Annotated in this window: 25 protein-coding genes; 10 read left to right on the forward strand and 15 right to left on the reverse strand. The window is 57.1% G+C overall.

The features are described 5' to 3' along the window. Window positions 1-3: 3 nt before the first annotated feature. The 12 genes from gmhB to BM062_RS12555 form a co-directional block, all read right to left on the reverse strand. Window positions 4-561, reverse strand: a complete 558-nt coding sequence (gene gmhB / locus BM062_RS12500) for a D-glycero-beta-D-manno-heptose 1,7-bisphosphate 7-phosphatase (RefSeq protein ID WP_092397278.1) — start codon at window positions 559-561, stop codon at window positions 4-6. Between the two features lie 13 nt (window positions 562-574). After that, window positions 575-2,695, reverse strand: coding sequence for a glycine--tRNA ligase subunit beta (gene glyS / locus BM062_RS12505; RefSeq protein ID WP_092397484.1), 2,121 nt, complete (start codon window positions 2,693-2,695; stop codon window positions 575-577). Window positions 2,696-2,706: 11 nt separating this feature from the next. Beyond that, window positions 2,707-3,687 (reverse strand): glycine--tRNA ligase subunit alpha, encoded by a 981-nt coding sequence (gene glyQ / locus BM062_RS12510; RefSeq protein ID WP_092397280.1) that lies wholly within the window; start codon window positions 3,685-3,687, stop codon window positions 2,707-2,709. Between the two features lie 115 nt (window positions 3,688-3,802). Then, window positions 3,803-5,344: an apolipoprotein N-acyltransferase gene (gene lnt / locus BM062_RS12515; protein WP_175500986.1), complete on the reverse strand. Its 1,542-nt coding sequence runs from the start codon at window positions 5,342-5,344 to the stop codon at window positions 3,803-3,805. Window positions 5,345-5,417: 73 nt separating this feature from the next. Next, window positions 5,418-6,299 (reverse strand): HlyC/CorC family transporter, encoded by an 882-nt coding sequence (locus BM062_RS12520; protein WP_092397284.1) that lies wholly within the window; start codon window positions 6,297-6,299, stop codon window positions 5,418-5,420. A gap of 178 nt (window positions 6,300-6,477) precedes the next feature. Then, the gene (locus tag BM062_RS12525) at window positions 6,478-6,762 is read right to left on the reverse strand and encodes a pentapeptide MXKDX repeat protein (protein WP_092397286.1); all 285 of its coding nucleotides are present in this window, start codon (window positions 6,760-6,762) and stop codon (window positions 6,478-6,480) included. A 69-nt stretch (window positions 6,763-6,831) separates the two neighbouring features. Further along, on the reverse strand, window positions 6,832-7,605 hold the full coding sequence (locus BM062_RS12530) for a molybdopterin-dependent oxidoreductase (RefSeq protein ID WP_092397288.1): 774 nt from the start codon (window positions 7,603-7,605) through the stop codon (window positions 6,832-6,834). 17 nt (window positions 7,606-7,622) lie between these two features. Then, window positions 7,623-8,228 carry a cytochrome b/b6 domain-containing protein gene (locus tag BM062_RS12535; RefSeq protein ID WP_092397290.1) on the reverse strand — a complete coding sequence of 202 codons (606 nt, stop codon included), beginning with the start codon at window positions 8,226-8,228 and terminating at the stop codon, window positions 7,623-7,625. A 290-nt stretch (window positions 8,229-8,518) separates the two neighbouring features. Next, the gene (ybeY, locus tag BM062_RS12540) at window positions 8,519-8,986 is read right to left on the reverse strand and encodes an rRNA maturation RNase YbeY (RefSeq protein WP_092397292.1); all 468 of its coding nucleotides are present in this window, start codon (window positions 8,984-8,986) and stop codon (window positions 8,519-8,521) included. A 5-nt stretch (window positions 8,987-8,991) separates the two neighbouring features. Continuing rightward, window positions 8,992-10,143: a PhoH family protein gene (locus tag BM062_RS12545; protein ID WP_092397294.1), complete on the reverse strand. Its 1,152-nt coding sequence runs from the start codon at window positions 10,141-10,143 to the stop codon at window positions 8,992-8,994. Window positions 10,144-10,195: 52 nt separating this feature from the next. After that, the gene (gene miaB / locus BM062_RS12550) at window positions 10,196-11,536 is read right to left on the reverse strand and encodes a tRNA (N6-isopentenyl adenosine(37)-C2)-methylthiotransferase MiaB (protein WP_092397486.1); all 1,341 of its coding nucleotides are present in this window, start codon (window positions 11,534-11,536) and stop codon (window positions 10,196-10,198) included. 33 nt (window positions 11,537-11,569) lie between these two features. Beyond that, complete coding sequence (locus tag BM062_RS12555; protein ID WP_139220035.1) at window positions 11,570-11,920, reverse strand: hypothetical protein; 351 nt, start codon at window positions 11,918-11,920, stop codon at window positions 11,570-11,572. A 475-nt stretch (window positions 11,921-12,395) separates the two neighbouring features. On the opposite strand from BM062_RS12555, the gene BM062_RS12560 reads away from it, so the two are divergent. The 8 genes from BM062_RS12560 to BM062_RS12595 all read left to right on the forward strand — a co-directional run bounded on the left by BM062_RS12560 (window position 12,396) and on the right by BM062_RS12595 (window position 21,238). Continuing rightward, window positions 12,396-12,869, forward strand: a complete 474-nt coding sequence (locus tag BM062_RS12560) for a type IV pilin protein (RefSeq protein WP_092397298.1) — start codon at window positions 12,396-12,398, stop codon at window positions 12,867-12,869. Further along, entirely contained in the window at window positions 12,836-13,492 is a 657-nt protein-coding gene (locus tag BM062_RS12565) for a GspH/FimT family pseudopilin (RefSeq protein ID WP_092397300.1), read from the forward strand. The genes BM062_RS12560 and BM062_RS12565 overlap by 34 nt, the downstream gene beginning before the upstream one ends. Continuing rightward, on the forward strand, window positions 13,489-13,881 hold the full coding sequence (locus BM062_RS12570; protein WP_092397302.1) for a prepilin-type N-terminal cleavage/methylation domain-containing protein: 393 nt from the start codon (window positions 13,489-13,491) through the stop codon (window positions 13,879-13,881). Before BM062_RS12565 ends, BM062_RS12570 begins: the two co-directional genes overlap by 4 nt. Then, window positions 13,878-15,101 (forward strand): PilW family protein, encoded by a 1,224-nt coding sequence (locus BM062_RS12575; RefSeq protein ID WP_092397488.1) that lies wholly within the window; start codon window positions 13,878-13,880, stop codon window positions 15,099-15,101. Before BM062_RS12570 ends, BM062_RS12575 begins: the two co-directional genes overlap by 4 nt. A gap of 3 nt (window positions 15,102-15,104) precedes the next feature. Next, a complete protein-coding gene (locus tag BM062_RS12580; protein ID WP_254785054.1) occupies window positions 15,105-15,731 on the forward strand; it encodes a pilus assembly PilX family protein in 627 nt (208 codons plus the stop codon). A 41-nt stretch (window positions 15,732-15,772) separates the two neighbouring features. Continuing rightward, window positions 15,773-19,828, forward strand: a complete 4,056-nt coding sequence (locus tag BM062_RS12585) for a pilus assembly protein (protein WP_092397304.1) — start codon at window positions 15,773-15,775, stop codon at window positions 19,826-19,828. A gap of 29 nt (window positions 19,829-19,857) precedes the next feature. Then, on the forward strand, window positions 19,858-20,559 hold the full coding sequence (locus BM062_RS12590; protein WP_139220036.1) for a hypothetical protein: 702 nt from the start codon (window positions 19,858-19,860) through the stop codon (window positions 20,557-20,559). Between the two features lie 190 nt (window positions 20,560-20,749). Further along, the gene (locus BM062_RS12595; RefSeq protein WP_371326583.1) at window positions 20,750-21,238 is read left to right on the forward strand and encodes a type IV pilin protein; all 489 of its coding nucleotides are present in this window, start codon (window positions 20,750-20,752) and stop codon (window positions 21,236-21,238) included. 237 nt (window positions 21,239-21,475) lie between these two features. Here BM062_RS12595 and BM062_RS12600 read toward each other — a convergent pair whose 3' ends face one another. From BM062_RS12600 to BM062_RS12610, 3 genes are all read right to left on the reverse strand, one after another. After that, on the reverse strand, window positions 21,476-21,910 hold the full coding sequence (locus tag BM062_RS12600) for an alpha/beta fold hydrolase (protein WP_092397310.1): 435 nt from the start codon (window positions 21,908-21,910) through the stop codon (window positions 21,476-21,478). A 34-nt stretch (window positions 21,911-21,944) separates the two neighbouring features. Beyond that, window positions 21,945-22,361, reverse strand: coding sequence for an organic hydroperoxide resistance protein (locus BM062_RS12605; RefSeq protein WP_092397312.1), 417 nt, complete (start codon window positions 22,359-22,361; stop codon window positions 21,945-21,947). A 114-nt stretch (window positions 22,362-22,475) separates the two neighbouring features. Beyond that, window positions 22,476-23,525 carry an alpha/beta fold hydrolase gene (locus tag BM062_RS12610; RefSeq protein WP_092397314.1) on the reverse strand — a complete coding sequence of 350 codons (1,050 nt, stop codon included), beginning with the start codon at window positions 23,523-23,525 and terminating at the stop codon, window positions 22,476-22,478. A 178-nt stretch (window positions 23,526-23,703) separates the two neighbouring features. Between BM062_RS12610 and BM062_RS12615 the strand changes: the two genes are divergently transcribed. Both BM062_RS12615 and zorA read left to right on the forward strand, forming a co-directional pair. Beyond that, entirely contained in the window at window positions 23,704-24,174 is a 471-nt protein-coding gene (locus BM062_RS12615) for a MarR family winged helix-turn-helix transcriptional regulator (protein ID WP_092397316.1), read from the forward strand. 796 nt (window positions 24,175-24,970) lie between these two features. Next, complete coding sequence (gene zorA, locus BM062_RS12620) at window positions 24,971-26,974, forward strand: anti-phage ZorAB system protein ZorA (protein ID WP_092397318.1); 2,004 nt, start codon at window positions 24,971-24,973, stop codon at window positions 26,972-26,974. The last annotated feature ends 5 nt before the right edge of the window (window positions 26,975-26,979 follow it).

Raw genomic sequence — 26,979 nt, forward strand, 5'->3', positions numbered from 1 at the left:
CAGTCAGACTGACAGCTCCACCGGTTTCTTCAACAGGAATTCAACCACTGCCGCCAGGTCAGGAAAAACCAGGGTGCCGGGCGGCAGGCCGCCTTTGTCGCGCGTCTTCTCGCCTTTGCCGGTAAGCACCAGGTAAGGCGCGCAGCCGGCAACGAAGCCTGCCTGCAAGTCGCGCAACGAGTCGCCTACCGTCGCCACGCCGCCGCGCAGGCTGATCTCGAAGCGTTTGCCGATGTCGTGGAACATGCCGGGCTTGGGCTTGCGGCAATCGCAGTTGTCGTCGGCGGCATGCGGGCAAAAAAAGATGGCGTCGATTTCGGCGCCGACCAGCTGCGCAGCTTCATGCATTTTCTGATGGATCGCCATCAGCGTCGGCATGTCGAACAAGCCGCGCGCGATACCTGACTGGTTGGTCGCCACCACGACCCGATAGCCTGCCTGGTTCAGGCGTGCTATCGCTTCCAGCGAACCCTTGATCGGAATCCATTCGTCGGGCGATTTGATGAAGGCGTCCGAATCCTGGTTGATGACGCCGTCGCGGTCGAGGATGATGAGTTTCATGGCTACCTGGCGCTTAGGCCGCTAGTTTGGAAATGTCGGCAACCTGGTTCAGCATCACGTGCAGGTTGGCCAGCAGCGCCAGGCGGTTGTTGCGCAATTGCGCATCCTCAGCCATCACCATCACGTCGTTGAAGAAGCCGTCGACGTTTTCCCGCAGCCGCGCCAATGCTTTCAAGGCAGTGCTGAAATCGCCTTTGGCAAAAGCAGCGTCGACTTCGGGCTTGAGTGCATTCATCGCTGCGAACAGCGATTGTTCGGCGCTGTCGCGCAGCAGGTCTTGCTGCACCGTGCTGCCGACGCCTTCGGTCTTTTTCAGGATATTGGTGATGCGTTTGTTGGCCGCGGCCAGCGCTTCCGCTTCGGGTAAGGCTGCAAACGCTTGCACCGCATCCAGGCGTTCGATGATGTTGTCGAGCCGCTCCGGCTGCTGCGCCACCACCGCTTCGATTTCGTTCTGCGCATAACCGCGTTCGCGCAACAGGCCGCGCAGGCGGTCGTACAGGAACGGCAGTACGTCGCTGCCCGGATCCTTGAAATTGGGGTTGCCGGCGAACTGCAGCGCCGCATTGCCCAGCAATTGCGTGAGCGAGATCGGCAGGCGTTTTTCCAGCAGCATGCGCAGGATGCCCAATGCATGGCGGCGCAGGGCAAACGGATCCTTGTCGCCGGTCGGCTGCAGGCCGATGCCCCAGATGCCGACCAGGGTTTCCAGCTTGTCGGCCAGCGCTACCGCGATGCTGGTGTCGGTGGTCGGCAGGGCGTCGCCGGCAAAGCGCGGCTGGTAGTGTTCCGAAATGGCCAGGGCGACATCGTCCGCTTCGCCGTCATGGCGCGCGTAGTAGTTGCCCATGATGCCTTGCAGTTCAGGGAACTCACCCACCATGTCGGTCAACAGGTCGGCCTTGGCCAGCAACGCTGCACGTTCGGCCAATGCGGCGTCGCTGCCCAGCAGACCGGCGATCGCCGCGGCCAGGGTCTTGACCCGCTCCGTCCGCTGCAACTGGTTGCCGAGCTTGTTGTGATAGACCACATTGGCCAGCAGAGGCACGCGCTCGGCCAGTTTCTTTTTCTGGTCCTGTTCGAAGAAGAACTTGGCGTCGGACAGGCGCGGGCGCACCACGCGCTCGTTGCCTTCGATGATGTAATGCGGTTCGCTGGTCTGCAGGTTGGAGACGATCAGGAAACGCGAACGCAGTTTGCCGGCGCTGTCGGTCAGGGCAAAATATTTCTGGTTGGTCTGCATCGTCAGGATCAGGCATTCCTGGGGAACGCTGAGGAATTCGTCTTCGAATTTGCAGGCATACACCACCGGCCATTCAACCAGCGCCGTGACTTCGTCCAGCAGCGCTTCAGGCATCAGCACCTGGTCGTCGGCCGCAGATTTTGCCGCCCCTTCGAGCAGGTCCTTGCGGATTTTTTCCTTGCGTTCGCCGAAGCTGGCGATGACTTTGCCTTGTTCGGCCAGCGTCGCCGCGTAGCTGTCGGCGTCGGCCAGCTTGATGCGGCCTGGCGACAGGAAACGATGGCCTTCGGTCTGGCGGCCGGCATCGAGGCCGAGCAAGGTCAGCGGCAATACCTGTGCGCCATGCAGCGCCACCAGGCTGTGCGCCGGCCGTACGAAGCGTACGGTGTGGCCGGCAGCATGGCCGTGCTGGCGCTGGTAACTCATCACTTTCGGGATCGGCAGCTTGGCTACCGTGTCTTCCAGCACGGCTTGCAAGCCGGCCGCCAGCGCCACGCCTTTGGCGGTGTAGCTGTAGAAAAAGCTTTCGGCCTTGCCGTCAGGCGCGCGCTCCAGTTCGGCCGGGGTAATCACCGCTTGTCCGCATTGCGCAGCCAATGCGGACAGCTTCTTGACCAGCGGCGCGGTTGCGCGGCCATCGGCGTCCAGCGCCACCGACACCGGCAGCACTTTTTCACGCATGGTTTTATCGAGCGAGGTGGCGCGCACATTGCTGATCGACACTGCCAGCCGGCGTGGCGTGGCGAATGCGGTGGCGACCGCGCTGTCATTGAGGAAGTCGCGTGTTTTCAAGCCATTGAAAATGCCGTTGGCAAATGCATCGCCAAGTTTCGCCAGCGCTTTCGGCGGCAGTTCTTCCGTGAAAATTTCAATCAGCAGGGTCTGATCCAAGAGCGTGTCCTTCATACCGCTTCTCCCGCACGCTGCGCTACTGCCGCCATGTATTCATCTCCAAATTCTTGCAACAACAGATCGCCGTTTTCCTTGGTGATCTCCCACATCGGGAAGCCCAGCTTCGCCCGTGAATCGTAATATGCCTGCGCCACTGCGCGCGACAGGTTGCGGATCCGGCCCATGTAAGCGGCGCGCTCGGTGACCGAAATCGCGCCGCGCGCATCCAGCAGGTTGAAGGTGTGTGCTGCTTTCAGCACCATCTCGTAAGCCGGCAGCGCCAGCGGCACCTCCAGCAGGCGCTTGGCTTCGGCTTCGTAGTTGCCGAACAGCGGGAACAGGAATTCAGTGTTGGCGTGTTCGAAATTGTAGGTCGACTGTTCGACTTCGTTCTGGTGGAAGACGTCGCCGTAGCTCAGCTTCTTGGTCACGCCGTTTTCAACCCATTCGGTCCACACCAGGTCGTAGACATTTTCCACGCCCTGCAAGTACATCGCCAGCCGTTCGATGCCGTAGGTGATTTCACCCAGCACCGGCTTGCAATCGAGGCCGCCGACTTGCTGGAAATACGTGAACTGCGTCACTTCCATGCCGTTCAGCCAGACTTCCCAGCCCAGGCCCCAGGCGCCCAGGGTCGGGTTTTCCCAGTCGTCTTCGACGAAGCGCACATCGTTGCGCTTGAGGTCCAGGCCAAGTGCGGCCAGCGAACCGAGGTACAGGTCGAGGATGTTTTCCGGCGCAGGCTTGAGCACTACCTGGTATTGGTAGTAATGCTGCAGACGGTTCGGGTTTTCGCCATAACGCCCGTCCTTGGGACGGCGCGACGGCTGCACATAGGCGGCGCGCCAGGGTTCGGGGCCGATGGCGCGCAGGAAGGTCGCGGTATGCGAAGTGCCGGCGCCGACTTCCATGTCGTAGGGCTGCAGCAGGGCGCAGCCTTGGGCGTCCCAGTAATCTTGTAATTTAAGAATTATTTGTTGAAATGTAAGCATCGTTTTGTTGCTTTTCCATACGGTAAAGTGCCGAAAATCGGGCGGAATCCAGGGATAACGAAGAGCGCCAGAGGATGAGCGCTAAAACCAGCGATTTTAGCGGGTTTTGGCTGCTTTAGGGCTGCCTGCGCGCTTTGCGGCCGCACCACCACCAGCTGGCGGCCAGCATCGAGAGCGCCAGCGCCAGCATCAGGCGATTGCCCAGCAGGATATACGGCGTTGTGCCGCTATAGCCTTGCACCGCTATCGCCAGCGCATCGCGGCTGTAAGGGACCAGCCGGGTGCGGACCACGCCGTGCGGATCGATCACGGCGGTGGCGCCGGTATTGGTTGCGCGCAGCATCGGGCGGCCGGTTTCCAGGCTGCGCATTTGCGATATCTGCAAATGTTGCGGCAATGCAATCGTATTGCCGAACCAGGCGATATTCGACATGTTCAGCAGCAGCGTGGCGGTGGGCTTGCCGGCGGCCCGGGTGGCGGCCAGCTGCCCGGCAATTTCTTCGCCGAACAAGTCTTCGTAGCAGATGTTGGGCAACACCCATTGGTCTTTCACCGCGAACGGCGCCTGCACCACTGCGCCGCGGGTGAAATCGCCTAGCGGGATGTTCATCATGTCGACAAACCAGCGGAAGCCCAGCGGGACGAATTCGCCGAACGGCACCAGGTGCTGCTTATCGTAACGGTAGGAGCGATCCTCGGTTTGGGGCGAAATGCCGACCACGCTGTTGGAGTAGCGCTCGGGGCCGTCGATATAGGGAATGCCGAGCGCGATGTGGCTGCCGCTTTGCCGCGCGAACTCGGCCAACGCAGGGATATAGTCCGGCGGCAGCTGGGTTTGCAGGATCGGTATCGCCGTCTCGGGCGTGGCGATCAGGTCTGCGGGCGCGGAGCGGATCATGTCGATATACAGCCGCAGGGAATTGACGATCTGGGCGTTATCGAATTTTTCTTCTTGCGGCACGTTGCCTTGCAGCAGGCGCACCGAAATCGGCTTGCCATGCGGCGCGGTCCAGTTGAGCTGGTGCAGGCCAAGGCCCGCGGCCAGCACCAGCACGGCGGCCATCGCCGGCGCTTTGTGGCGCGGCAGCAAGGCCAGGCAGCCGGCGATCAGCGCCGAAATGCCGCCGATGCCATAGACCCCGACCAGCGGCGCATAACCGGCGAGCGGACCGGCGGTATGGGCATAGCCCGAAATCAGCCAGGGAAAACCGGTAAACAGCCAGCCGCGCAGCCATTCCGTCAGCGCCCACAGGGCCGGGAAAATCGCCAGCGCAAACAGCAGCGGCGAAGCCGACCAGCGGCGCCGCAGCCAGAGCGCGGCAGCGGTGCCGATGGCCATGTACAGCCCCATGATGGCCGCCAGCAGCGCTACCGCCAGCGCCGCCAGCCAGCCCGGCAAAGCGCCAAAGTCATGCAGCGAAATATAAATCCAGTAGACGCCGTGCGCCACCCAGCCGAAGCCATAGGCCCAGCCCAGCAGGGCGCCATGCTTGATGGCGGGGACGCGGATCAGGCAGAACACGAACAGCGCCAGCGTCAGCAGCTGGACCGGCCACAGCCCATACGGCGCGAAGGCAAACACGTTGACGGCGCCGGTAAGGGCGGCCAGCGGCAGCAGCAGGGAAAGTTTAGGAAACGAAGTCAGGCGAAAACTCATGGGCAGCGGTGATCTTGCTCTTGGATGGAGTGAGCCGGCGCCAGTGCGGCCAGGCGCCGGCCCATGCTCTTTTTCAGGACTCTTCGTGAGCCGATTCCGGCAATTTCTCGACCAGCAAGACATGCACCTGGCGCGCATCGGCGCGCAGCACTTCAAAGCGCACATTGTCTATCGTGAACTCATCGCCTTTGCGCGGCACGCGTCCAAGATGGTTGGCGACCAGGCCGCCGATGGTGTCGACGTCTTCATCCACCAGCGCCGTCTCCAGCGTTTCGTTGAACTGTTCGATCTCGGTCAGCGCCTTGACCCGCCAGCGGCCGCCATGGTCGCCGTCGCGGATGGCGAGGATATTGTCTTCTTCTTCGTCGAAGTCATATTCGTCTTCGATGTCGCCGACGATCTGCTCCAGCACGTCTTCAATCGTGATCAGGCCGGCGACGCCGCCGTATTCGTCGACCACGATCGCCATGTGGTTGCGGTTGGCGCGGAAATCGCGCAGCAAGACGTTGAGGCGTTTCGATTCGGGGATAAACACGGCAGGCCGCAGCATGTCGCGCACGTCGAAAGAATCTTCGGCGTAGTAGCGCAGCAGGTCTTTCGCCAGCAGGATGCCGATCACCTTGTCGCGCTCGCCGTCGACGGCAGGGAAGCGCGAGTGGGCGGTCGACAGGACTTCCGGCATCCAGTCTTCGATCGGTTTGGTGACGTCGATCATGTCCATTTGCGAACGCGGGATCATGATGTCGCGGGCGGAGAGGTCGGAGACCTGGAACACGCCTTCGATCATCGACAGCGCGTCGGCGTCGATCAGGTTGCGTTCGTGTGCGTCTTGCAGCACATCGAGCAGTTCGGCGCGATTTTCAGGTTCGGGAGAAATCAGTGCGGTCAGGCGTTCGAATAACGACCGGTGGGGTTTAGCGTCAAATGATTTGACGCTACTAGGGTGCTCTGGCATATGGCGTTAGCCTTGGTTTCACATTGTTTCGGAAGCAATAGGATACAACAAATATGTGACAGGACGACGAAACGCACAGGTTTGCGGGATTTTTTTGTGGCGTCGGCAGACGAGTTCCAGGCATGAAAAAAGCGGCCGCTGCCCGAAAGCACCGACCGCCGCATTGTGGAAAAGATAATTATTTCTTCATTTCATCTTTGGCCATGCCGTCTTTGCCCATGGCATCCTTGCTCATCGCATCTTTCGCCATGGCGTCTTTCTTGGCGTGGGCTTTCTTTTTCATTGCATCCTTGGCCATGGCCGGCTTGTCCATGCCATCTTTCGACATGGCGTCCTTGGACATGGCATCCTTGGACATGGCGTCTTTGGACATCGCGTCCTTCGACATCGCATCTTGTGCATAGACGCCGCCGGCAGTCATCATCAGGCAGGTAACCAGCAGGGTTGTGAGGCTCTTTTTCATTTGTATCTCCAGGTAAAAGTGGCGAAAGTGCCGTAAAAATCAGCGGGTGCTGCAGGGCTGCTTGCCAGCCTAAGCACCGCCGAACCAGTTGTACCCCTGGTCTTCCCAGTAACCGCCGGGGTACTTGTTTGTTACTTCGATCGACATGATGTGTTTCGGATTCTTGTAGCCAAGCTTGGTCGGCATCCGCAATTTCATCGGGAAACCGTATTTCGGCGGCAGGATCTGGCCGTCGTAGGTCAAGGTCAGCTGGGTCTGCGGATGCAAGGCGGTCGGCATGTCGATGCTGGTGTGGTAATCGTCGCCGCATTTGAAATCGATATACTTGGCGCTCAGGTCGGCGCCGATCTGCTTGAGGAAATAAGAAAACGGCACGCCGCCCCAGCGGCCGATGGCGCTCCATCCCTCGACGCAGATATGGCGCGTGATCTGCTCGTTTTGCGGCAGCCTGTGCAATTGCTCCAGCGTCCAGGGCTGTTTGTTCGTCACCAGGCCGCTGACTTCCAGCTGATAGTCGCCGCCGTCGATGTCTGGCACTTCCTCGATGGCGTAAAACGCATTGAAAGGGAAGGGGCGGGTGATTTCGGCCTGGGTATAGGTCGGCGCCAGCCGTTTCGGATCGAACAGCCATCCCTGCACGCCGTCGTTCATGCGCGAGATGCGTTCCAGCATGCGGTTGACCGACGGTTCGTCGGTGATATTGCAGCCGGTCAGCAGCGACAGGCCGCCCAGGGTAAGCGCGCGTTTTGCAAACAGGCGGCGGGAAGGCAGCGCCAGCTCGCGCCGGGCGTCTTTCAATATCGATTCGGTGTCGAGCGCCGGGTCAGGATTTTTCTTGAACATGATTGTCTCCATTTACCTTAGCGGCCGCGCAGCATGGCCAGCAGCGTGCGCGGCACCAGCGCCACCATGATGATATGCACCACGATAAATGCCACCAGGAAGCTCATCGCGCAGAAATGCACGATCCTGGCGTTATCGAAACCGCCCATCAGTTCGCGCAAGAGAGGAAACTGCACCGACTTCCAGATAGCCAGGCCGGAAACCACCAGCAGGATCAGGTCCAGGATGACCGAGACATACGCCAGTTTCTGTACCGCGTTGTAATGATCGAGGGCGTCGTGCTGGAGCTTGCCGCGCAGCGCTTTGACAAAATCCTGCACTACCTCAGCCGGGCGCAGCGGCAGGAATTTTTTCCACAGGCGGCCGCTGCCGGCGTTCAGCAGCAGGTAAACCAGGCCGTTGAAGAACAGCAGCCACATGGCGGCAAAATGCCATTGCAAGGCGCCGCCCAGCCAGCCGCCCAATGTCCATTCGCTGGGAATGCGGAACGGAAAGATCGGCGATGCGTTATAGATGCGCCAGCCGCTCAGGATCATGATGATCACCGCCAGCGCGTTGAGCCAATGGGTGACGCGCAGCCAGATCGGGTGGATGACGGGTTTTTTGATGGCAGGGGCTGGCATTCAGGTCACCTGCGCAAGAGGAAGGACGATCGCCATGGGTGGCGTGACTTGGTTCACGGTAGTCTCCGGCAACTGAGCAATGAGGGTTTTCATGTGGCTTAGTCGCGGGCCAGGTCGGTTCATTACATGAATTCATCATAATCTTATTAATTAAAAAGATAAGGGGAAATATGTAATGCATGAATGGCAATATTTATTCTGCAAACCTTTGATTCTCAAATGAAAATCGAAATCCGGCCGCAGAAATGAAAAACGCCGCAAAAGCGGCGTTTTATCGGGGCGGAAGCGAATTACCGGTCGGCGTAGGGATTGGGCCAGCCCAGCTTGTGCAGGATTTCAATTTCCAGGTTTTCCATTTCCATCGCTTCTTCATCGTCCTCGTGGTCGTAACCTTGCGCATGCAGGACGCCATGCACCACCAGATGCGCGGCATGTTCCACCAGCGACTTGCCTTGTTCTTCTGCTTCGCGCTGCAAGACGTCGGTGCACAGGATGATGTCAGCCTGGGTGATGCCGCTGTCTTCTTCGTCCTGGTCTTCCGAATAAGCAAACGTCAGCACATTGGTGGCGTAATCCTTGCCGCGATAATCGCGGTTCAGGGCACGGCCTTCGTCGGCGTCGACGAAACGGAGCGTCAGTTCGGCCGGCGCCAGCAATGCCGCCTGCACCCAGCGCCGCAATTGCGGGCGCGGCACACTGTCTTGCAGGCGTGGATCGGGGTATTGGACCGACAGGGAGAGTTTATTTTTTTGCGACATTGTGTTTACTTACGATTCCGGGCTGTTTTGGTGATCCCGGTCTGCACCGGTTTGACGGGTTTCGCTGCTTGCGGCGTAGCGGCTTCGATGACGCCATGGGTGGACGCTACCGGCGCCGCCTGGGCTGCGGACTCATAGGCATCGACAATGCGCGCCACCAGCGGATGGCGCACCACGTCGCTGCTGTTGAAGCGGGTGAAGGCAATGCCGCGCACGTCTTTCAGGATGTTCATGGCATCGATCAGGCCGCTCTTCTGGCCGCGCTGCAAGTCGATCTGGGTAACGTCGCCGGTGACCACGGCCTTGCTGCCGAAGCCGATCCGGGTCAGGAACATCTTCATCTGTTCCGGCGTGGTGTTCTGCGCCTCGTCCAGGATGATGAACGCATGGTTCAGCGTGCGGCCGCGCATGTAAGCCAGCGGCGCGATTTCGATCGCCTGCTTCTCGAACATTTTCTGGGTGCGGTCAAATCCCAGCAAGTCATACAGCGCGTCATACAGAGGGCGCAGGTAGGGATCGACTTTCTGTGCCAGGTCGCCGGGCAGGAAACCCAGGCGCTCGCCGGCTTCCACCGCAGGCCGCGTCAGCACGATGCGCTTGACGGCGTCGCGTTCCAGGGCGTCAACCGCGCAGGCAACCGCCAGGTAGGTCTTGCCGGTGCCGGCCGGCCCAATACCCAACGTCACATCGTGTTCCAGGATCGAACGGATGTACTGGCTTTGATGCGGCGTGCGGCCGCGCAGGTCGCTGCGGCGGGTTTTCAGGACCGGGCTTTCGATGTCCGTCTCGGTCAGCTCTGCTTCGGCAGGATCGGCATCCGCAGCAGCGCCGGATGCGCCGGCAGCCTTGCCGTTGCCCTTGGCGGCTTTCGGCTTCATGCCCAGCTTGGCGCGCTGCTCCACCAGCGCCAGCTGGATTTCATCTACCGAAATCACCTTGTTGGCGATGGCGTAAAACTGGTCGAGGATTTCCACCGCGCGTTCCGCATTGCTGCCGGCGGCGATGAATTTGTCGCCGCGCCGGAAAATCGACACGTCCAGCGCCGCCGAAATCTGCCGCAGGTTTTCATCCAGCGGGCCGCACAGGTGCGCCAGCCGCGTATTGTCTAGCGGCTGCGGGATGAAATAATGCGGCTGGGTAGGTGTTTTAGTTTTCAAACTATGGTGTGTTTATCTGGTGTGCGTGGTTGGCGGGCGCTGTATCGGCGGGCTAGTCTGCCAGTACGATCTCGCCGCGCAGGGTGTAGGTATAAGTGTCTGTAATCTTTACATCTATCAGCTGCCCGACCAGGCGCGCGCCGTCAGGGCCGGCATCGAAATTGACTACGCGGTTGTTCTCGGTGCGCCCCTGCAGGTCGGCCGGGTTTTTCTTGGACGGCCCTTCGACCAGGATGCGCTGCACGCTGCCGACCATGGCGGCGCTGATCTTGCCGATATTTTCTTCCACCGCCGCTTGCAGCCGCTGCAGCCGTTTCAGCTTGACTTCGTGCGGCGTGTCGTCCTGCAGGTTGGCCGCAGGCGTGCCCGGCCGCGGGCTGAAGATGAAGCTGAAGCTGTTGTCGTAGCCGATGTCGGCGATCAGTTTCATCAGCGCCTCGAAGTCGGCGTCGGTCTCGCCCGGGAAGCCGACGATGAAGTCGCTGGAAATCGTGATGTTGGGCCGCACCTGGCGCAGGCGGCGGATCACCGATTTGTATTCCAGCACGGTATAGCCGCGTTTCATGGCCGACAGGATGCGGTCCGAACCGTGCTGCGCCGGCAGGTATAAATGGTCGACCAGCTTCGGCACCTTGGCGTAGGTATCGATCAGGCGCTGCGTGAATTCCTTGGGATGGCTGGTGACGAAACGGATCCGTTCGATGCCGGGGATCTCGGCGATGTACTCGATCAGCAGCGCGAAATCGGCAATCTCGCCATCCGCCATGGCGCCGCGGAAGGCGTTGACATTTTGCCCCAGCAGCGTGATTTCCTTGACGCCTTGCTCGGCCAGTCCGGCCACTTCGGTCAGCACGTCTTCAAACCGGCGCGAGACTTCTTCGCCGCGGGTGTAGGGCACTACGCAGTAGCTGCAATATTTGCTGCAGCCTTCCATGATCGACACGAATGCAGTCGCGCCTTCAACCTTGGCCGGCGGCATGTGGTCGAATTTCTCGATTTCGGGAAAGCTGATGTCGACTTGCGAATGGCCGGTGGCGCGCCGCTGGCTGATCATCTCCGGCAAGCGGTGCAGGGTCTGCGGGCCGAACACCATGTCGACATATGGCGCCCGCTTGACGATCGCCGCGCCTTCTTGCGACGCCACGCAGCCGCCGACGCCGATCAGCAGGTCAGGATTGTTGCGCTTCAGTTCGCGCAGGCGGCCGAGGTCGGAAAACACTTTCTCCTGCGCCTTTTCGCGCACCGAACAGGTATTGAGCAGGATCACGTCGGCATCCTCCGGGCGATCAGTCTTGATCAAGCCGTCGGACGCGTTCAGGACGTCGGCCATCTTGTCCGAGTCGTATTCGTTCATCTGGCACCCGAAGGTCTTGATGAATACTTTCTTTTGCATCGTTTTTTCCATGGCTGCTAATTGACTGCTCTTCTATCGTTTCATGCCGTTGCGCTGCGCTTCGATCTTCTGGCTGGCTTCATCGGTAGTCAGGACCCAGACGCGGTCGATGTCGCCTTGAATGTTCAAGGTGTAGTTCACCTGGTAAGTATCGGCGCCAAGCGAGTTGGGGATCTGGGTCAGCTGCTGGGTATTCCAGATGCGCGAGCCGGGCGACAGCCGCAGCGCCTGGCCATTGACGGTGACGTTCGGGTAGTCGGTGATGGTCAGCTTGCCGCGCAGGGCCGAGGCGGGGAAATCGCGGTCTACCGCCATCGCGGAAAAGGCTAGCGTGGCCAGCAGGAAGATCATGAGCAGGCGGACTGGCCGCATTGTTGCCGACATAGCAAACTCCATTCGATGAAAACCATGGCGTATTTGCGCATGGTGTTGAAAACACTGGTTCAGGCTGGTCCATAGAGGCCAGCATTGCCGGACTGCGCAAGCACAATTCGTTTGTTGCTTCAGTGCCGGGCCGCATTCCGGGAAGACTATCGGCCCGTTTGCGGGAAGCGCGGATTATAGCATTTGGCGGCTATTGCATCGAGATGCCAACTATCTCCTGGGGCCGATGTCTCTGAAAATAAATTTACGCATCAAATTGTTATCTTGATATTTTTTGTGGACGGCCGGTACTTGGTTGTCGATAGACGGAAGGTCAGATGATTTCCTTTGAGAAACGTAAAATCTATAATGATGCATCGCTGGAAAATTACGAAACTTTCGTTTAAGTCTCTGCGGCTCAGGTCTGAGTCGCTAGATAAATCGATAAATTTATTTCGTGACATATAAGCAAATTTAAGAAAGAGAAGGCACTTTCATGTACCCGAATTCATTTCGCCGTTACGCGCGCTTGCAGGCTGGCTTTACTCTGATCGAGGTAATGATCGTGGTGGCGATCATTGCGATTCTGGCGGCGATCGCTTTGCCGAGTTACAGTGATTACGTACTGCGCGGGAAGCTTGTTGAAGCGTCAAACATGTTGTCGGCGACGCGAGCCAACATGGAACAGTACTATCAGGACAATCGCACATACCTTACCTCCGGCACAATCCTGTCGCCGTGCGATGCCGCGAGTTTGACTACCCTGAACGGCAGTCTCAAGAATTTTACGCTCAGCTGCCCCACTCTCACCGCATCGACCTATAAGCTCGTCGCCACTGGCTCCACTACGGCTACCACGGGCTTTATCTTTAACGTAACCGATGCCAATGTACAGACGTCAACGGTAGGAGCCGTCTGGGGTGCGGGGAGCTATGCTTGTTGGGCCATGAAGAGAGGTACGACGTGTTGAAGCGATCCCTTGCTCGGGAAGCGCGCGGCTTCACACTGATAGAGCTGGCGATAACATTGACGGTGATGACGGTATTAATACTGATGGTGGTTCCATCATTCACTGGCTGGCTGAATAACTCAAAAGTCAGAAGCGTTGCGGAGGCTCTGCAAAATGGCTTGCGCGCCGCGCAGGCTGAAGCGATCCGACGCAGTCATCAGACGGCCTTCGTACTGACAAGTGCGACGCCGGCACCGAATACGGTTGCCAGCACTTCTGGCAGCGGCAGCAATTGGTACATCCAAGTCTTGCCTGTCTATGTTGGCGAAACCCTTGACCCTAATCCTATGGTGCAGAGCGGCTCGTTCGGCAACCTGGCGCCAAACGTCAAGGTTACTGCCAGCCCAGCTACGGCTTCCCTGGTTTGTTTTAACTCGATGGGGCGGCTGGTTGCCAATAGTGACGCCACTACAAGTACGAATTTTGGAACAACCTGCACTGCTCCCACCGGGAATATCACCTATGACGTCACCCTCACTGGTGCGACGCATCCGCTTCGGGTATTGGTAGGTCTTGGCGGGCAGGTGCGCATGTGCGACACCACAAGAGTTTTATCTACCTCAGCTCCGGATGGGTGCCCATGAAAACTCCGCAACGCAATCATCTTGACCAGTCGGGCATGTCGCTCATCGAGGTGCTGATCTCCATGCTTATTTTTTCGTTCGCCATTCTCGGACTGGTCAGCTTGCAGGTTAACGCAGTCAAGGTTTCATACGGCGCAGAAGATCGTACGCGCGCAGCGCTGATGGCCAACGAGATCATTGCGACAATGTGGACGAAAAAAACGCTCAACCCATCCTTGACGTCGTGGCAAACACGGTTGGCTGATCCTACGGTTTCCGGCCTTCCCGGAAGCGCAACCGGAACGGTCAGTGGGGCGGATGCGAGCGGTGTGGTGACGATCACCATCACTTGGCAAGAGCCATCGACCAAGAGCACAGACAACTATATTACCCAGGTTGCGATGCCATGAATCAGTCACTTCTTACTCATAAACGCAAGGGCGGATTCAGCCTGATCGAATTGATGGTGGTGATCGCCATCGTGCTGGTGATGTCGCTGGCTATTTTTGGCGTGATGTCGACCAGCGAAGGTAAAAAACGCAGCTTGACCTCGGTGAATGATATCAACCAGTCAGGAAATTTTGCCCTGTTCCAGCTCGAAAAAGCGCTACGTAATGCCGGCTCCGGGTTTTCCCAGAGTTATGCGCAATCGTTTGGATGTAAGTTATTCGCATCTCAGAAGCAGGCTGTGCCTGGCAATACCGGGGTAGTTCTTCCTTTTCCCGGAGCAGCCATGGCTGAGCCTTTCAAGACTGTGAATGCGACGGTGGGCGGGATATACATGCTGGCGCCTATGATTATCGCGAGCGGGGCAACCAAGCCCGGCATGAGCGGGAGTACCTCCGATGCGCTCATCGTCATGGCCGGGTCTGCCGGCTATGGCGAGGTGCCAACGGCGTTCACCAATGTAGCCACTTCGACACAGCTTAATTTGCAAAGCACCTTGTCCTTCAATCCAAATGATTTTGTCCTTGTAGCAGATGAGGCTGGCAGCGCTGGATCATTGCCATGCATGATCGAACAGGTTGACTCGGGCTACACGGCCGGCAGCAACGCCACGGCATTACCGCTGGCGGGCACCTATTACGCTAGTTCGATCAAGGATAAAGGTGGGGCGATAAGAAACCTGATAGATTTTTCGAACAACGCCCTTGCCATGGGTATTGGCAATTCTGCCGGCAACCCGCCATCTTTCCAGATGTTTGGCGTGGGAGACAATAATGTCCTGTTTCAATACGATTTGCTGCAAGGGGGCGCGTACGACACGCCGATACCGATCGCAGACGGTGTTTTTGAAATGCATGCGCTGTACGGCGTGGACACCAATAATGACGGCTTGGTGGATACCTGGATTGATCCATCAACGGCCGGTTACGACTACGCCACGCTTGAAAGCGGGACCGTCGCCGCGAACAACACGCTTTTGACCATCAAAGCAATTCGCCTCGGCCTGATCATGCGGACCTCGCTGCCGGAAAAAGCGCCGGTAACCACAGGGCCGTTAGTCTTATTCTCGGATCTGGGAACAACGCTCACGTTCACGCGTACCCTGGCTGCCGCAGAACAAAATTATCGATATCGGATCATTGAATCGACTATCCCGCTTCGCAATTCACTGCTGTTAAATTGAGCCATGAAACCTGCGCCTAATTATATTCGCCGCCATGCCTGCCGACGTTCAGCGATACGCCATCATGGCCAACGCGGGATCATTCTTATCGTGACCATGTTCGCCTTGATCATACTGATGATTTCCGGCATCGCCTTGGTGCGTTCTTTCGATTCTTCACTTGTATTGGCCGGCAATATGGCATTCAAGCGAGATCTGGTTAATCAGGGCGAGCGCGGGATGTCGGCGGCTATTCTGTCCATGAAAGGCTCGGGCACCCTGGTGTCGGAAATCACACGGCAGAGCAATTTGCCAAGCAGCAATTATTCGGCTTCGCTCCTGCCTACGGATGCGCATGGAATCCCGGTAGTCCTGCTCAAAGATAGTGCCTGGACCACGGCCGGGATGAGTGCTGCCGATATTACCGACGCAGCAAGCCAGGTGACGATCCGCTACGTGATTGACCGCCTATGCTCGGCGTCAGGTGTTGCCAGCTCGGCCAGCTGCATTGTCAGTTCTTACGGCGACAAGGGCGGTACAGCTGACGTGAAAAGAGCTACGGCAATCACCCCGCCGGTATATCGGATCAGCGTGCGCGTCACCGGTCCTCGCAGTACCCAAACATACTTGCAAACGACGTTCTCACTCTGAACGCACGTCAAAAAACGCAAAAACATAACTGGAGTTTCAACATGGCGACCATATCTCTTTTTCGGCGAACTGCTGGTTTTTTTCGGTTTCTTGCCGTTACCGGTATGGCGCTGCTATCTTTTCCGAGTCACGCGGCAATTACGCTTTCCGACCAGCCTATTTTCTCTTCCATTACGGTTCCCGGAAATCTCTTGTTGCCCCTGTCGGTTGAATATCCGACGGCCTTGAGTCAAGCCTATCCGTACACTTCCAATCCGTATACGCCGGCTACCACTTATCTTGGCTATTTCGACGGAGCCAAGTGCTACACCTATAAAGCCGATACGACAACGCCGGCAAACGGGTATTTCCAACCGTATGGCGTCGCTGCCAGCCATGCTTGTACCTCCAGCGCAACCAATCCGCTCTGGAGCGGTAACTGGTTGAATTGGGCAGCCATGCAGACAATCGATTCGTTTCGCTGGGCGCTGACAGGCGGATATCGATCAGTTGATTCAGCCACGTCAACCATTCTTGAAAAAGCATATGCGTCGGGGCAAGGGGGCAATGGTGAAACGCCGAACAAGACCATTCCTTCATCGTCGGGTTCTGCGACGGATGTGACCGGCGCAACACCTTTTACGTGGTCGGCAGTCACCTCACGCATTTGGGGTGTCGGAAATCAAATCTGGGTTTCCGGTATCAGTTCCGGTAGCCTGGATAGCACATCTAAAAGCGGTACAGTAAACTACACGGGGCAATACGGGAACGGGGCTTTGTCCAGCACGCCAGTGCAAACCTGTGTCGCTACACGGAAGAAAACCTCCAATAGTTTCGGGACCCCAACGTGTACATCGACTACGACCACCGCTTACAACTCCAGTCCGATCACGACTACGCAAGGTCCTACCTGCACGACTAGCAGTAATGGCCTTACCCAGACTTGTGTGACGATTAGTCCGACCAATGTGACAGGCACCTCAGATCCGTCGCAAGTATATGCCCTCAATGCCAGAGTTCAGGTATGTAACAGCGGGGTGGGACTGGAATCAAATTGCGTCGCGTACGGTTCCAATTACAAGCCGCAAGGCTTGATGCAGCAGTACGCGATGAAAATTCGATTTGGCGCCTTTGGATATTTGAATGACTCGTCAGTTAATCGGGATGGCGGGGTGCTGCGTGCGAACATAAAATACATTGGCCCGCGGCAACCAGTGCCAGGGGCGCCGGATATTGCCAATTCGTTGGCTGAGTGGAGTTCCACGGACGGTACCTTCGTTGTCAACCCAAACCCGCTAGATGCTACGGCTTCAGGTGTGACTAACAGCGGCGTAATGAATTATTTGAATAAATTCGGGGAAGCCGCCCAGACATATAAGACTTATGATCCAGTCAGTGAACTGTATTACGCAGGAATTCGCTATTACAAACATCAGGGAGATTGGTCGACATATTCGTCAATCCCCTCGGGCTCGTCGAGCATGCTGGACGGCTTTCCGGTCATTACCGGGACAAGCACGGATCAAACCAAGGCGTCGGGTTGGGTTGACCCAATTCTGTACAGCTGTCAAAAGAACTTCATCCTGGGGATCGGCGACGTCAACACCCATGCAGATGCAAACCTGCCAGGAAGTACCATCGGCAATAGCAGCTACGAAACAAGCACCAAGCCAACGGATACCTCCGTTGACGTGACGACTGCAACCAACATGGTTGGTACCCTGGAAGGATTGGGTACTACTACCACTCCACTTGGGAAAAAGTATGTCAGTGACTATGCGACTTATTTCATTGCCGGCCTTGCCTACGATTCGCATGTCAAGGACATACGGCCAAACGATTTTAAGAATTCGGATGGGACCAAGAACGGAATACAGACGATTTCGACCTATTGGCTGGACGTTCAGGAATACCAAACATATACAAACAACAATCAATTTTACCTGGCGACGAAATACGGTGGATTCACGGTACCTAAGGATTTCGATCCATATGCGTCGACCAATGCATTGAATACTTTGGCCATCAAGGGTACTCCTGCCTCTACAACTGCCTTGATCGACTCGATGTGGCATACCACGACCGACACGGTCGGCACCAACAAACGTCCTGACAACTATTTCAGCGCCGGGCAGGCAGACAAAATGGTCAGCGGCTTGCAATCGGCATTTGCCAATATTGCCAATGCAATTACAGGATCCGGAACTGCCTTTTCTAGCACCTCGGCAAATGTCACCTCAGGTAGTCTAAGCTATGCCACGCAATATTCAGACTCCTGGACCGGAGACGTGATCGCCACGACGGTGACTTACGACGCAAACGGAAATCCGACATTCAGTGCACCTATCTGGAATGCAAAGTCTGTGCTGCAAGCACAAACCGGCAGAAAAATTGTCACCTGCTGTACCACTACAGGTGCGGGCTTGCCTTTTCAGGACGCGAGCTTGAAAGATGCTTCGCAACTGAATAGCCGCACCAACTATGCAACATTCTCCAACATAGCCGGAGTGGGAGCAACCTCCCAGTCGGCCGCGAATTATCTCGCCTATTTACGCGGCGACCAGAGTCTTGAGGTCAGCAAGGCAGGCGGCATTTATCGGACGCGTTCATCTTTGCTGGGCGATATTGTCGACTCCAAGGCAAATCCTGTTGCGGCTCCTGCAAGTCCGTTCTCCGAGAGTACTAATCCAGGTTATAACAACTTCAAGAGCACATATAAAAATCGCTCTACCGTTGTATACGTGGGCGCCAATGACGGCATGATGCATGCGTTCGACGGGTCAAGTACCGGTGGCAAAGAACTGTTTGCATACGTTCCAAGTTTTGTATATGGAAGCGCAACTACAGCACCGCTGAGCGGATTGGCATCCTTGGGCCGCCTGGATTTCACGCATCACTTCCTGGTGAATGGCACACCGCAGGTCTTTGATATCGACACCCAATTGACCGGAAGCCCGGTAACGGCTTCCACCGCCTCCACTGCTGCGTGGAAATCGATCCTGATCGGCGGTCTTGGCAAAGGCGGTCAGGGTTATTATGCAATAGACGTCACAGATCCGACGACCTGGACCAGCGAAACCGCATTGGCCAGCAATGTATTATGGGAGTTCACGAATGCCCATATGGGATATTCATATGGCGATCCAGTGGTGGTTAAAACCAAAAAATACGGGTGGGTGGCAATTTTAACCTCAGGTTATAACAACGATGACGGGGTCGGTTATTTCTTTATCGTGAATCCGAAAACCGGCGCATTGCTTGAGACGGTGTCGACTGGCGCGGGGTCGGTTGCCAGTCCTGCCGGACTAGCGCGTGCTTCGGCTTATGTTCCGGATTTTACGGATGGCACAGCAGACTCAGTATATGCCGGCGATCTTTTAGGGAATGTCTGGCGGCTGGATTTGACAGCTTCAGCCGGCACTTCATATGTCGTTACCAACATTGCCACATTGACAGATAAAGACACGTCTGGCGCCGTGCAACCAGTGACTACGGCGCCGCTTATCGAGGTGCAGCCCAACACATCCAAGCGCTATGTCCTGGTTGGCACTGGCCGCCTGCTCGCATTTACCGATGTCCCAACTACCCAGACCCAGACATTTTATGCGATCTTGGATGGTAAATCGGCCTTGGGTTCCTTTTACACATCGGCCACCTTGCCTAAAGGCATAACCTTTCCGATCGGTCGCACCAGCATGATTGCGAATACCGATGTCACAAAAGCGATCGTTGCAGATACGACTAAACCGATGGGGTGGTATCACGATTTGGCTGCAGGTGAACTGGTAAATATTCCGCTTTCGGCCAATTCAGGTTTCGTCACCTTTGCGGCTAATCTGCCGAGCGGCGATGTCTGCAGCAACACCGGTTCCAATGAAATCTATGTGATCAATTTCGGCTCAGGCCAGTCGGTAGTGACCGACAGTGCCGGGAACATCATTGCCTCTTCTACAGCTCTTGGCGGCTTAATCACCGATGTGGCAATTCTTAATGTCGGTGGCAAACTTCGCGTGCAGGCTGGTAATAATCAGGGGAAAGTTGTCAACATACCTGGAGCATTGGGCGGCGCAAATTCCTTGAAACGTCTGAATTGGCGTGAAATCCCCACCTCTGACTGATCGCCAGAGCCGGGGTAGTTGGTGATGTTTTGAATAAATGGCTGGACAATTATAATTCCAAGCGATGGACGGCCGAACGCTGCCGTCTTTCGCTGTTATCTGTGTGTGTGTCAGTGGGCATGCATATCTTGCTGCTGTTCATGGCAACCAGGCCGGTCATGTCCGGCCAGCACTTGCGCCAGAACGCCCAGCTAGTGCAGATGACCTTATATGTCGGGGTAGGCGAAGCCAAGGCGACCGCCTCGGTGCCAAGCCCTGCTGCGCTTCCGGTCCGATCGATGCGCCCAATATCCGTGGATGCCGGTAAAACCAGGCCGGGAAGCGGAAGCATAGGCGAAGTGACCCCTAAAGCTGGCGAAGCCGAGCGGGGGACCGACCTGCAAGATGAGCTACCTTCGACCTTCCTGCCTTCTAGCGAGATGGACTTTGGCGCCGTGCCGGTTTCTGAGCCCGATAGCCACTTCCTTGTCGGTGTGAAGAATAGCGGTTCGCCTATCAGGCTACGCCTCTATGTCGATAAATATGGAGTGGTCAAAGATATTCATGTCCTGCAAGCCGATGATATGGACGGATTGGCGGTTGAGCATCTGGTAGCCATGTTTTATGCCACGACATTTATTCCGGCGCGGCGCGAGGGGGTAGATATGTCTTCGTATATGGATATTGAACTGAATATCACCGATTTCACCAGTGTTTCTTCGGCGCCGGTAACGCCGCCGCAACGGCGATAAGCAGCGTTGAATAAGGCCTCCAAAGCCTTATGGACAAATGGTTTGTGAATTTTTATATTTGCATATACCCAACTCAGTTACCGGATCCTTTTATTTGATCCGGATGTGATCCAGCCCTGGGTGCGTCAATGCGGTCGATTCGGGTGGCAAGATACATTGCTTTAAATTTTCAGGCCACGGGTGCGACGGTGTGCCGCTGGCTGCAATTGTCGCTCAAGCCGAATTAACGATTGAAGTGCTGTTTCGAATCTGGGGGATGTGCATGAAATATCGCAATGCATTCGCGCAGCCTGGTTTTACATTAATTGAAGTAATGGTGGTAGTGGTGGTGATCGCCATTTTGGCGGCGGTTGCTGTACCTAATTACACCCAATATGTACAGCGCGGGTATCGGGCGCAGGCGATGGCATCGCTGCTGCAGGACGCCAACTGGATGCAGCAGCAGTTTACGGCCAACAATTCGTATCCGGCAACGACAGCCGTATTGCCGCAAAATGGCAATCCGAAATACAACATCACCATCAATGCCTCGACCGCCAGCACTTTTACGCTATCGGCGGCGCCAGTGACAAATGACAAGTGCGGTACATTTACACTCGATAACACCGGACTCAGGAGTACCAAGGGGGACGGTGCTACGCCTGTGGCAACTCCTGCAGATTGCTGGGCCGGGAAATAAAAGGCGTGAGCGCATAAGTTACGGGAAGCCAGATACAGACGGTGATTTATGGTTGGTGCGCTTGCAGCTGACCGATCGTCGTTTTTCTCAAGATGCCTTCACCGAGTGAAGGCCAAGGTTTTAACTTTTAATTTCGCGGGTATAAAAATTTGACGAAGCGGACGGTCCGGAGAGGTAAAGCTCTCAAAATTTGACACCCCCCTACCCCCAGGAGGGTTTTCCGCGCCAACCGTACAATCAGCCAAAAGTGAAGGTAAGCGCGCCGGCGACTGTTTCGCCCTGCTCGGTTGCAAATGCGGCCACATAGACCAGCGCCTTCACTTCGGGATTACCTTCGGCAGCCTTGGAAATGACCATGCCGCCGTAGGAGTGACCGACAAGAACCAGCGGCCCCTTGACGGCGCCGATCACGCTTGCGGCATATTGCGCATCATTGGCGATGCCGCGTAGCGGGTTGACGACGCTCAGCACAGGATAGCCATGGTCAGTCAGTTTTTTCGCCACGCCGTCCCAGCTGCTGGAATCGGCGAAGGCACCGTGGACCAGCACGATGGTGGGCTTGGCGATCATACCCTGGATCGAGGTAATGGGCGCTTCGGCATGCGCCAGCGGCAGGACGACAGCAAACGATGCGGAAGCGGCAATGGAGATCAATAGTTTCCTGGTAATCATGTTGGGTTCCTTATCGGGATAGGTCGCAATTGCCTCAGGCCAAGGTGACACTCACGTCGATGTTGCCGCGAGTCATTTTCGAGTATGGGCAGATCTGATGTGCGGCATCGATCAAGTCTTGTGCAGCATCGCCTGGCAGGCCGGGCAGACTTACTTTGAGGCGTGCCTGCAAGAGGAAGCCATCGTTTCCGGTGCCGAGGTCGACTTCGGCATCGACGGCAGTGCCGGCCGGCAGGGAGAGATTCTTGTCCTTGGCGGCACGCCCCATGGCGCCTATGAAGCAGGCCGACCAGCCGACGGCGAAGAGCTGCTCGGGGTTGGTGCCCGCGCCGTGGCTCCCAGGAGGGGACAACGTGATGTCGAGACAGCCATCGTCGCTTTGCGCGGCGCCGTCGCGGCCGCCGGTGGTGTGCGTCTTACCGGTATAGAGAACTTTGTCGATCCTGTTCATGATGTTTCCTTTCAAGTGATTGAATGATGCAAAACTGCAATGACATGCTGCGGACGAACGGGTGAATGCCAATGAGCGCCGGCACCTGCAGGCGGGATGCCATCCAGATCATCATCAGAAATGATCGACTTCGATCACGGCATCGGCAAATGCGCGTGGAGCTTCTTGCGGCAGGTTATGGCCGATGCCGCCGGTGACAAGTTCATGCTTGTACTTGCCGGTGAAACGCTTGGCGTATGCGGCGGCGTCAGGGTGAGGCGCACCGTTGGCATCGCCTTCCATGGTGATGGCCGGCACCGCAATGGACGGGAACTTCGCCAACCTTGCTTCCAGTTCGTTGTATTTCGCTTCGCCATTTGCCAGGCCGAGGCGCCAGCGATAATTGTGGATGGTTACTGCTACATGGTCCGGATTTTCCAGGTTCGCGGCACTGCGGTCGAAAGTGGTATCGTCGAAGTGCCATTGCGGCGACGCTGTTTGCCAGATGAGCTTGGCGAAATCGTGGCGGTTCTTTTCATAGCCGGCGCGGCCTCGCTCAGTAGCGAAATAAAACTGGTACCACCATTGCTGCTCGGCGTTCGGCGGCAAGACTTGCTTGCCGGCTTCCTGGCTGCCGATCAGATAGCCGCTGACGGAAACCAGGCCCTTGACGCGTTGCGGCCACAGCGCAGCAACGATATCGGCGGTGCGAGCGCCCCAGTCGTAACCGGCGAGGACGGCCTTGTCTATCTTCAGCGCATCCATCAGCGCGACGACGTCGGAGGCAAGCGCCGCCGGCTGGCCGTTGCGCACTGCATTGGGGTCGAGGAAACGCGTGGTGCCGTAGCCGCGCAGGTGCGGCACGATCACACGATAGCCGGCGTTGGTCAGCAGGGGCACGACGTCGATAAAGCTGTTGATGTCATACGGCCAGCCGTGCAGCAGGATGACTACCGGGCCGTTGGCCGGGCCTTCGTCAACGTAGCCGACGTTGAGGTCGCCGGCGTTGATCTGCTTGATGGACTTGAAGCTAGCCAGTCCGTGGCTTGCCGTTGCAGTCACGCTCGCCACTGCGCTTGCGGATTGTGCTTTGGCTGTTCCTGGCAATGCAAACTGAGCGCCGGCAAGGGCGAACGCGACAGTGGCAAGGACGAGGCGGCGATGGTTGTTGAGGTATTGGCGCATTTGCTTTCTCCGGTGATGGTGGGGTGGTTTTCAGGTTCTTGCCGCAATCGATACGGCGTGGCCAGCAGCAATAATTAATTATCGTCATAATTATTATGAAGGTAAACATATCCGAGCTCGCTGCAATTTTCAAGTACGATAATCATTATTTCGATAAATAATTTTTTGAGGATATTAAATGAGCAACAAATCCAACTCCGGCAAAGACATTGCAAGGCTCGGCGACTTCATGTGCTTTGCCGTCTATTCGACCAACCTCGCTTATTCGCGCGTCTATAAACCTGTGCTGGAAAAGCTCGGGCTCACTTACCCGCAATACGTCACCATCATTTGCCTTTGGGAAGAGGACAACCAGACCGTCAAGGGGCTGAGCGAAAAGCTGTTTCTGGAACCGAGCACGATGACGCCTATGCTGAAACGGTTGGAAGCGATGGGCTATGTGCGCCGCGAGCGCGACAGCGAGGACGAGCGCAGCGTGCTCGTGTCGCTTACTGAAACGGGGAGGGAGCTGAGGGAAAAGGCCTTCGCCTTCCGCGAGGTGACGGCCAAGGCATCCGGCCTGGCGCCGGAGGAATTCCGCGTGCTGCAAAAAGCCATCGTCAACCTGCGTACCAATTTGATGAATGCCTCCAGTCAGAACTCTGCCTAAGGCAGCAAGCGCTGATCCTCGTTCTTGCTCTGGAGATGTTTCTCGGTGCGCTTGCCCGCACTCCGACCAACCAAAGCTTGACACTGCGTCGTTGGTGCACGGGAATCCGACGGAGGGCAGGATTGCGGAATCGGTGGCGCGTATGCAGGCATGTCGCGTCCGGGCTTTGCGGCCCGCTTCAAGACCGTGGCTGGCCAATCGCCGCTGGAATATTTGACCCGATGGCGCATGTACTGCGCGACTCGGCTACTGCGGCGAGGGGATGTTGCAATGGCCTAGTCAGAGCCACAGCTATGGATGCAAAAAAATTGGATGTAAATGGGAGGTGCTGGACGTCCTAAAACAGAAAAACCTCATCAGCATTAGGCTAGAGACGGGTTTTTGTGATAGGTGGAGTTGAATAGTGTCTTGAAAGTGGCGTAAATAAAGGGTTTGTGAATTTTTCGATTCATATATACCCGCACTGATACCCGCAAAAACATTTATTAGCTGGTTCGATTTCATCGGACCCAAAGAGGCTTTAGCCATTATCAGTCTCAGACCGTAGTCAGCTGCATGACCCATCCTCCTCGTCCCGACCCACCGACTGTTCGCATATTCCCAACGTGATTTGCCAAAGTTTCATATCTGCAATATAAGAGATGGGATAAGATGACTTTTTCATCAATTGCCATTATTAACATCTCTGCATGATCGACGACATCAAGAAAATACCCCGGAAGACGTCAACAAGGGAGTGTTTCGGCTTTTCGCATGGGGCGGCGTTAGACAAGATCAAAAATAGGGGAAGTTCAATATGGGAGAGCTCGATCTCGCAAATCTAGCCAAAGAATATTGGCACATGCTCCTTGTGGGAGCCTTTCTTGTCATCATCACGATCGACTTCCTGGTCCGCTTTGTCGGCCAGTCGATAAAGTTGTCGCGGGAGCTGAAACAGTCGCTGGCCGCGTTGCGGACCATCCGCTCCAAGATCAAGGGGGATGTCACCGAGCTTGGCGAGATCGGCGAGAAGGCGATGTCGGGGCCGGCGCTCAGCCATCTATGGAACGAATATAGCAAGACGCTGCACCCGCAGAAAGATGATGACGAGAACGGGCAGAGCCAGATTGTGCGTTGGCGGTCCACGGCCCTCGCGGAGAACTTCTTCACCGAGCAGGCGATCGTCGACAGCCGATTGAAGACGGAGTTCTACAAGCATTTGCCAGGCGTGCTGACGGGCCTTGGAATTATCGGCACGTTTTTGGGCCTCATCAAGGGGCTCATCAGCTTCGATGTCTCGCTTGATCCGACCAAGGCGCAGGAACAGCTCCGCAACTTGGTCAACTCGGTGGGGCACGCCTTCTTCGTTTCGGCCTCGGCCATCGGCTTGGCGATGTTGTTCACTTGGATCGAGAAGTCCCTCGTCACTTCGCGTTGCCGGCAAGTCGAGGAATTGCGCGAGCTGATCGACAGTCTGTTCAAGGGCGGCGCGGGCGAGGAATACCTCGAGCGGCTTGTCGTCTCGTCGGAGAACGCCGCCACGCAGTCGGCCCAGATCAAGGACGCGTTGGTCGCCGACCTCAAAGAGATTTTGACGACGTTGGCCACTCAACAGATGGAGGCGCAGGCCCAAAACGTCGGCCAGATGTCGTCGGATGTGGGCAAGGCGATTGCCGACAGCCTCAGCGGCCCGATGGATGCGATCACCAAGGCCGTCCAGGGCGTGAGCTCCAACCAGGGCGATGCCGTCAACAAGATGCTTACGGACGTGCTGGCGAGCTTCGCGTCGCAGATGCGCGAGATGTTCGGCGGCCAGATGGCGGGTATGTCCGAATTGATGGTCAAGGCCAGCGAATCCATGCAGGCCACCGCGATCCAGTTCGGGCAACTCGCGGCCAACATGGACGCCGCCGGGACCAACACGGTCGACGCCATGGGCGAACGGCTGGGCAAGGCGTTGGAGGCCATGGATGCCCGCCAAGCGGCGATGAACGCCCAGATGGGAGCGTTCGTCGAGCAGATCAAGGCGTTGGTGTCGGAATCTCAGACCGAGTCCTCGCAGAAGCTCAAGGACACGCTGACGGCGGTGGGCGACCAGGTCGCCGGCGTTGTCGAGCAGCTCCGGAGACAAGCCGAGCAGGCGGCCGAGTCGCAGGGCGAGCGTCACGCGCGATTCGAGCAGACCACCGGCCAAGCCATCGGCTCGCTGTCAGGCCAGGTCGAGCAGTTGCTAGCCCAATCGATGGAGACCAACAAGTCGCTGCAAAACACGGTGGCGAGTTTGGCGCTGGCTACCGACAAGGCGATCTCGGGCATGAACTCCGGCGCGGAGACGCTCTATGTCGCCGCCACCGATTTCGCCAAGGCGGGCCAGGGCGTGTCGGAGACCATGCGGGCATCGGCCACTGCCACTGAGGCCATCAAGGTCGCATCGACCCAGCTAACCATGTCCACCGATGGCGCGCGGGCGATCTTCGCCGACTATGCCAAGACGCGGGACACCTTCGCCCTGATGGTCGCGGAGTTGAAGGAGACCTTCGAAAACGCCAAGCGCGACGCGTCGATGACATCCGAGATCATTGGCCGGATCGAGGCAGCGGCCCAGCATCTCGCGGTCGCGCAGAAGCAGGCGGAGGAATACCTGCAAGGCGTCAGCGAGGTCCTGGTCAAGGCCCACGAGTCGTTCCGGGAAAACATCGAGAACACCCTCCGCGAGGGGAATCGGCATTTCCAAAGTGAGCTGTCGAGTTCGGTCCAGTTGCTCTCCGGGGCGATCAAGAACCTAGGTGACGTGGTCGACGACATTCCGGTTCGGAGGTAATGGGC

Origin of the sequence: Collimonas sp. OK412 (genome assembly GCF_900112135.1) — a bacterium.
Taxonomy (GTDB): domain Bacteria; phylum Pseudomonadota; class Gammaproteobacteria; order Burkholderiales; family Burkholderiaceae_D; genus Collimonas; species Collimonas rhizosphaerae.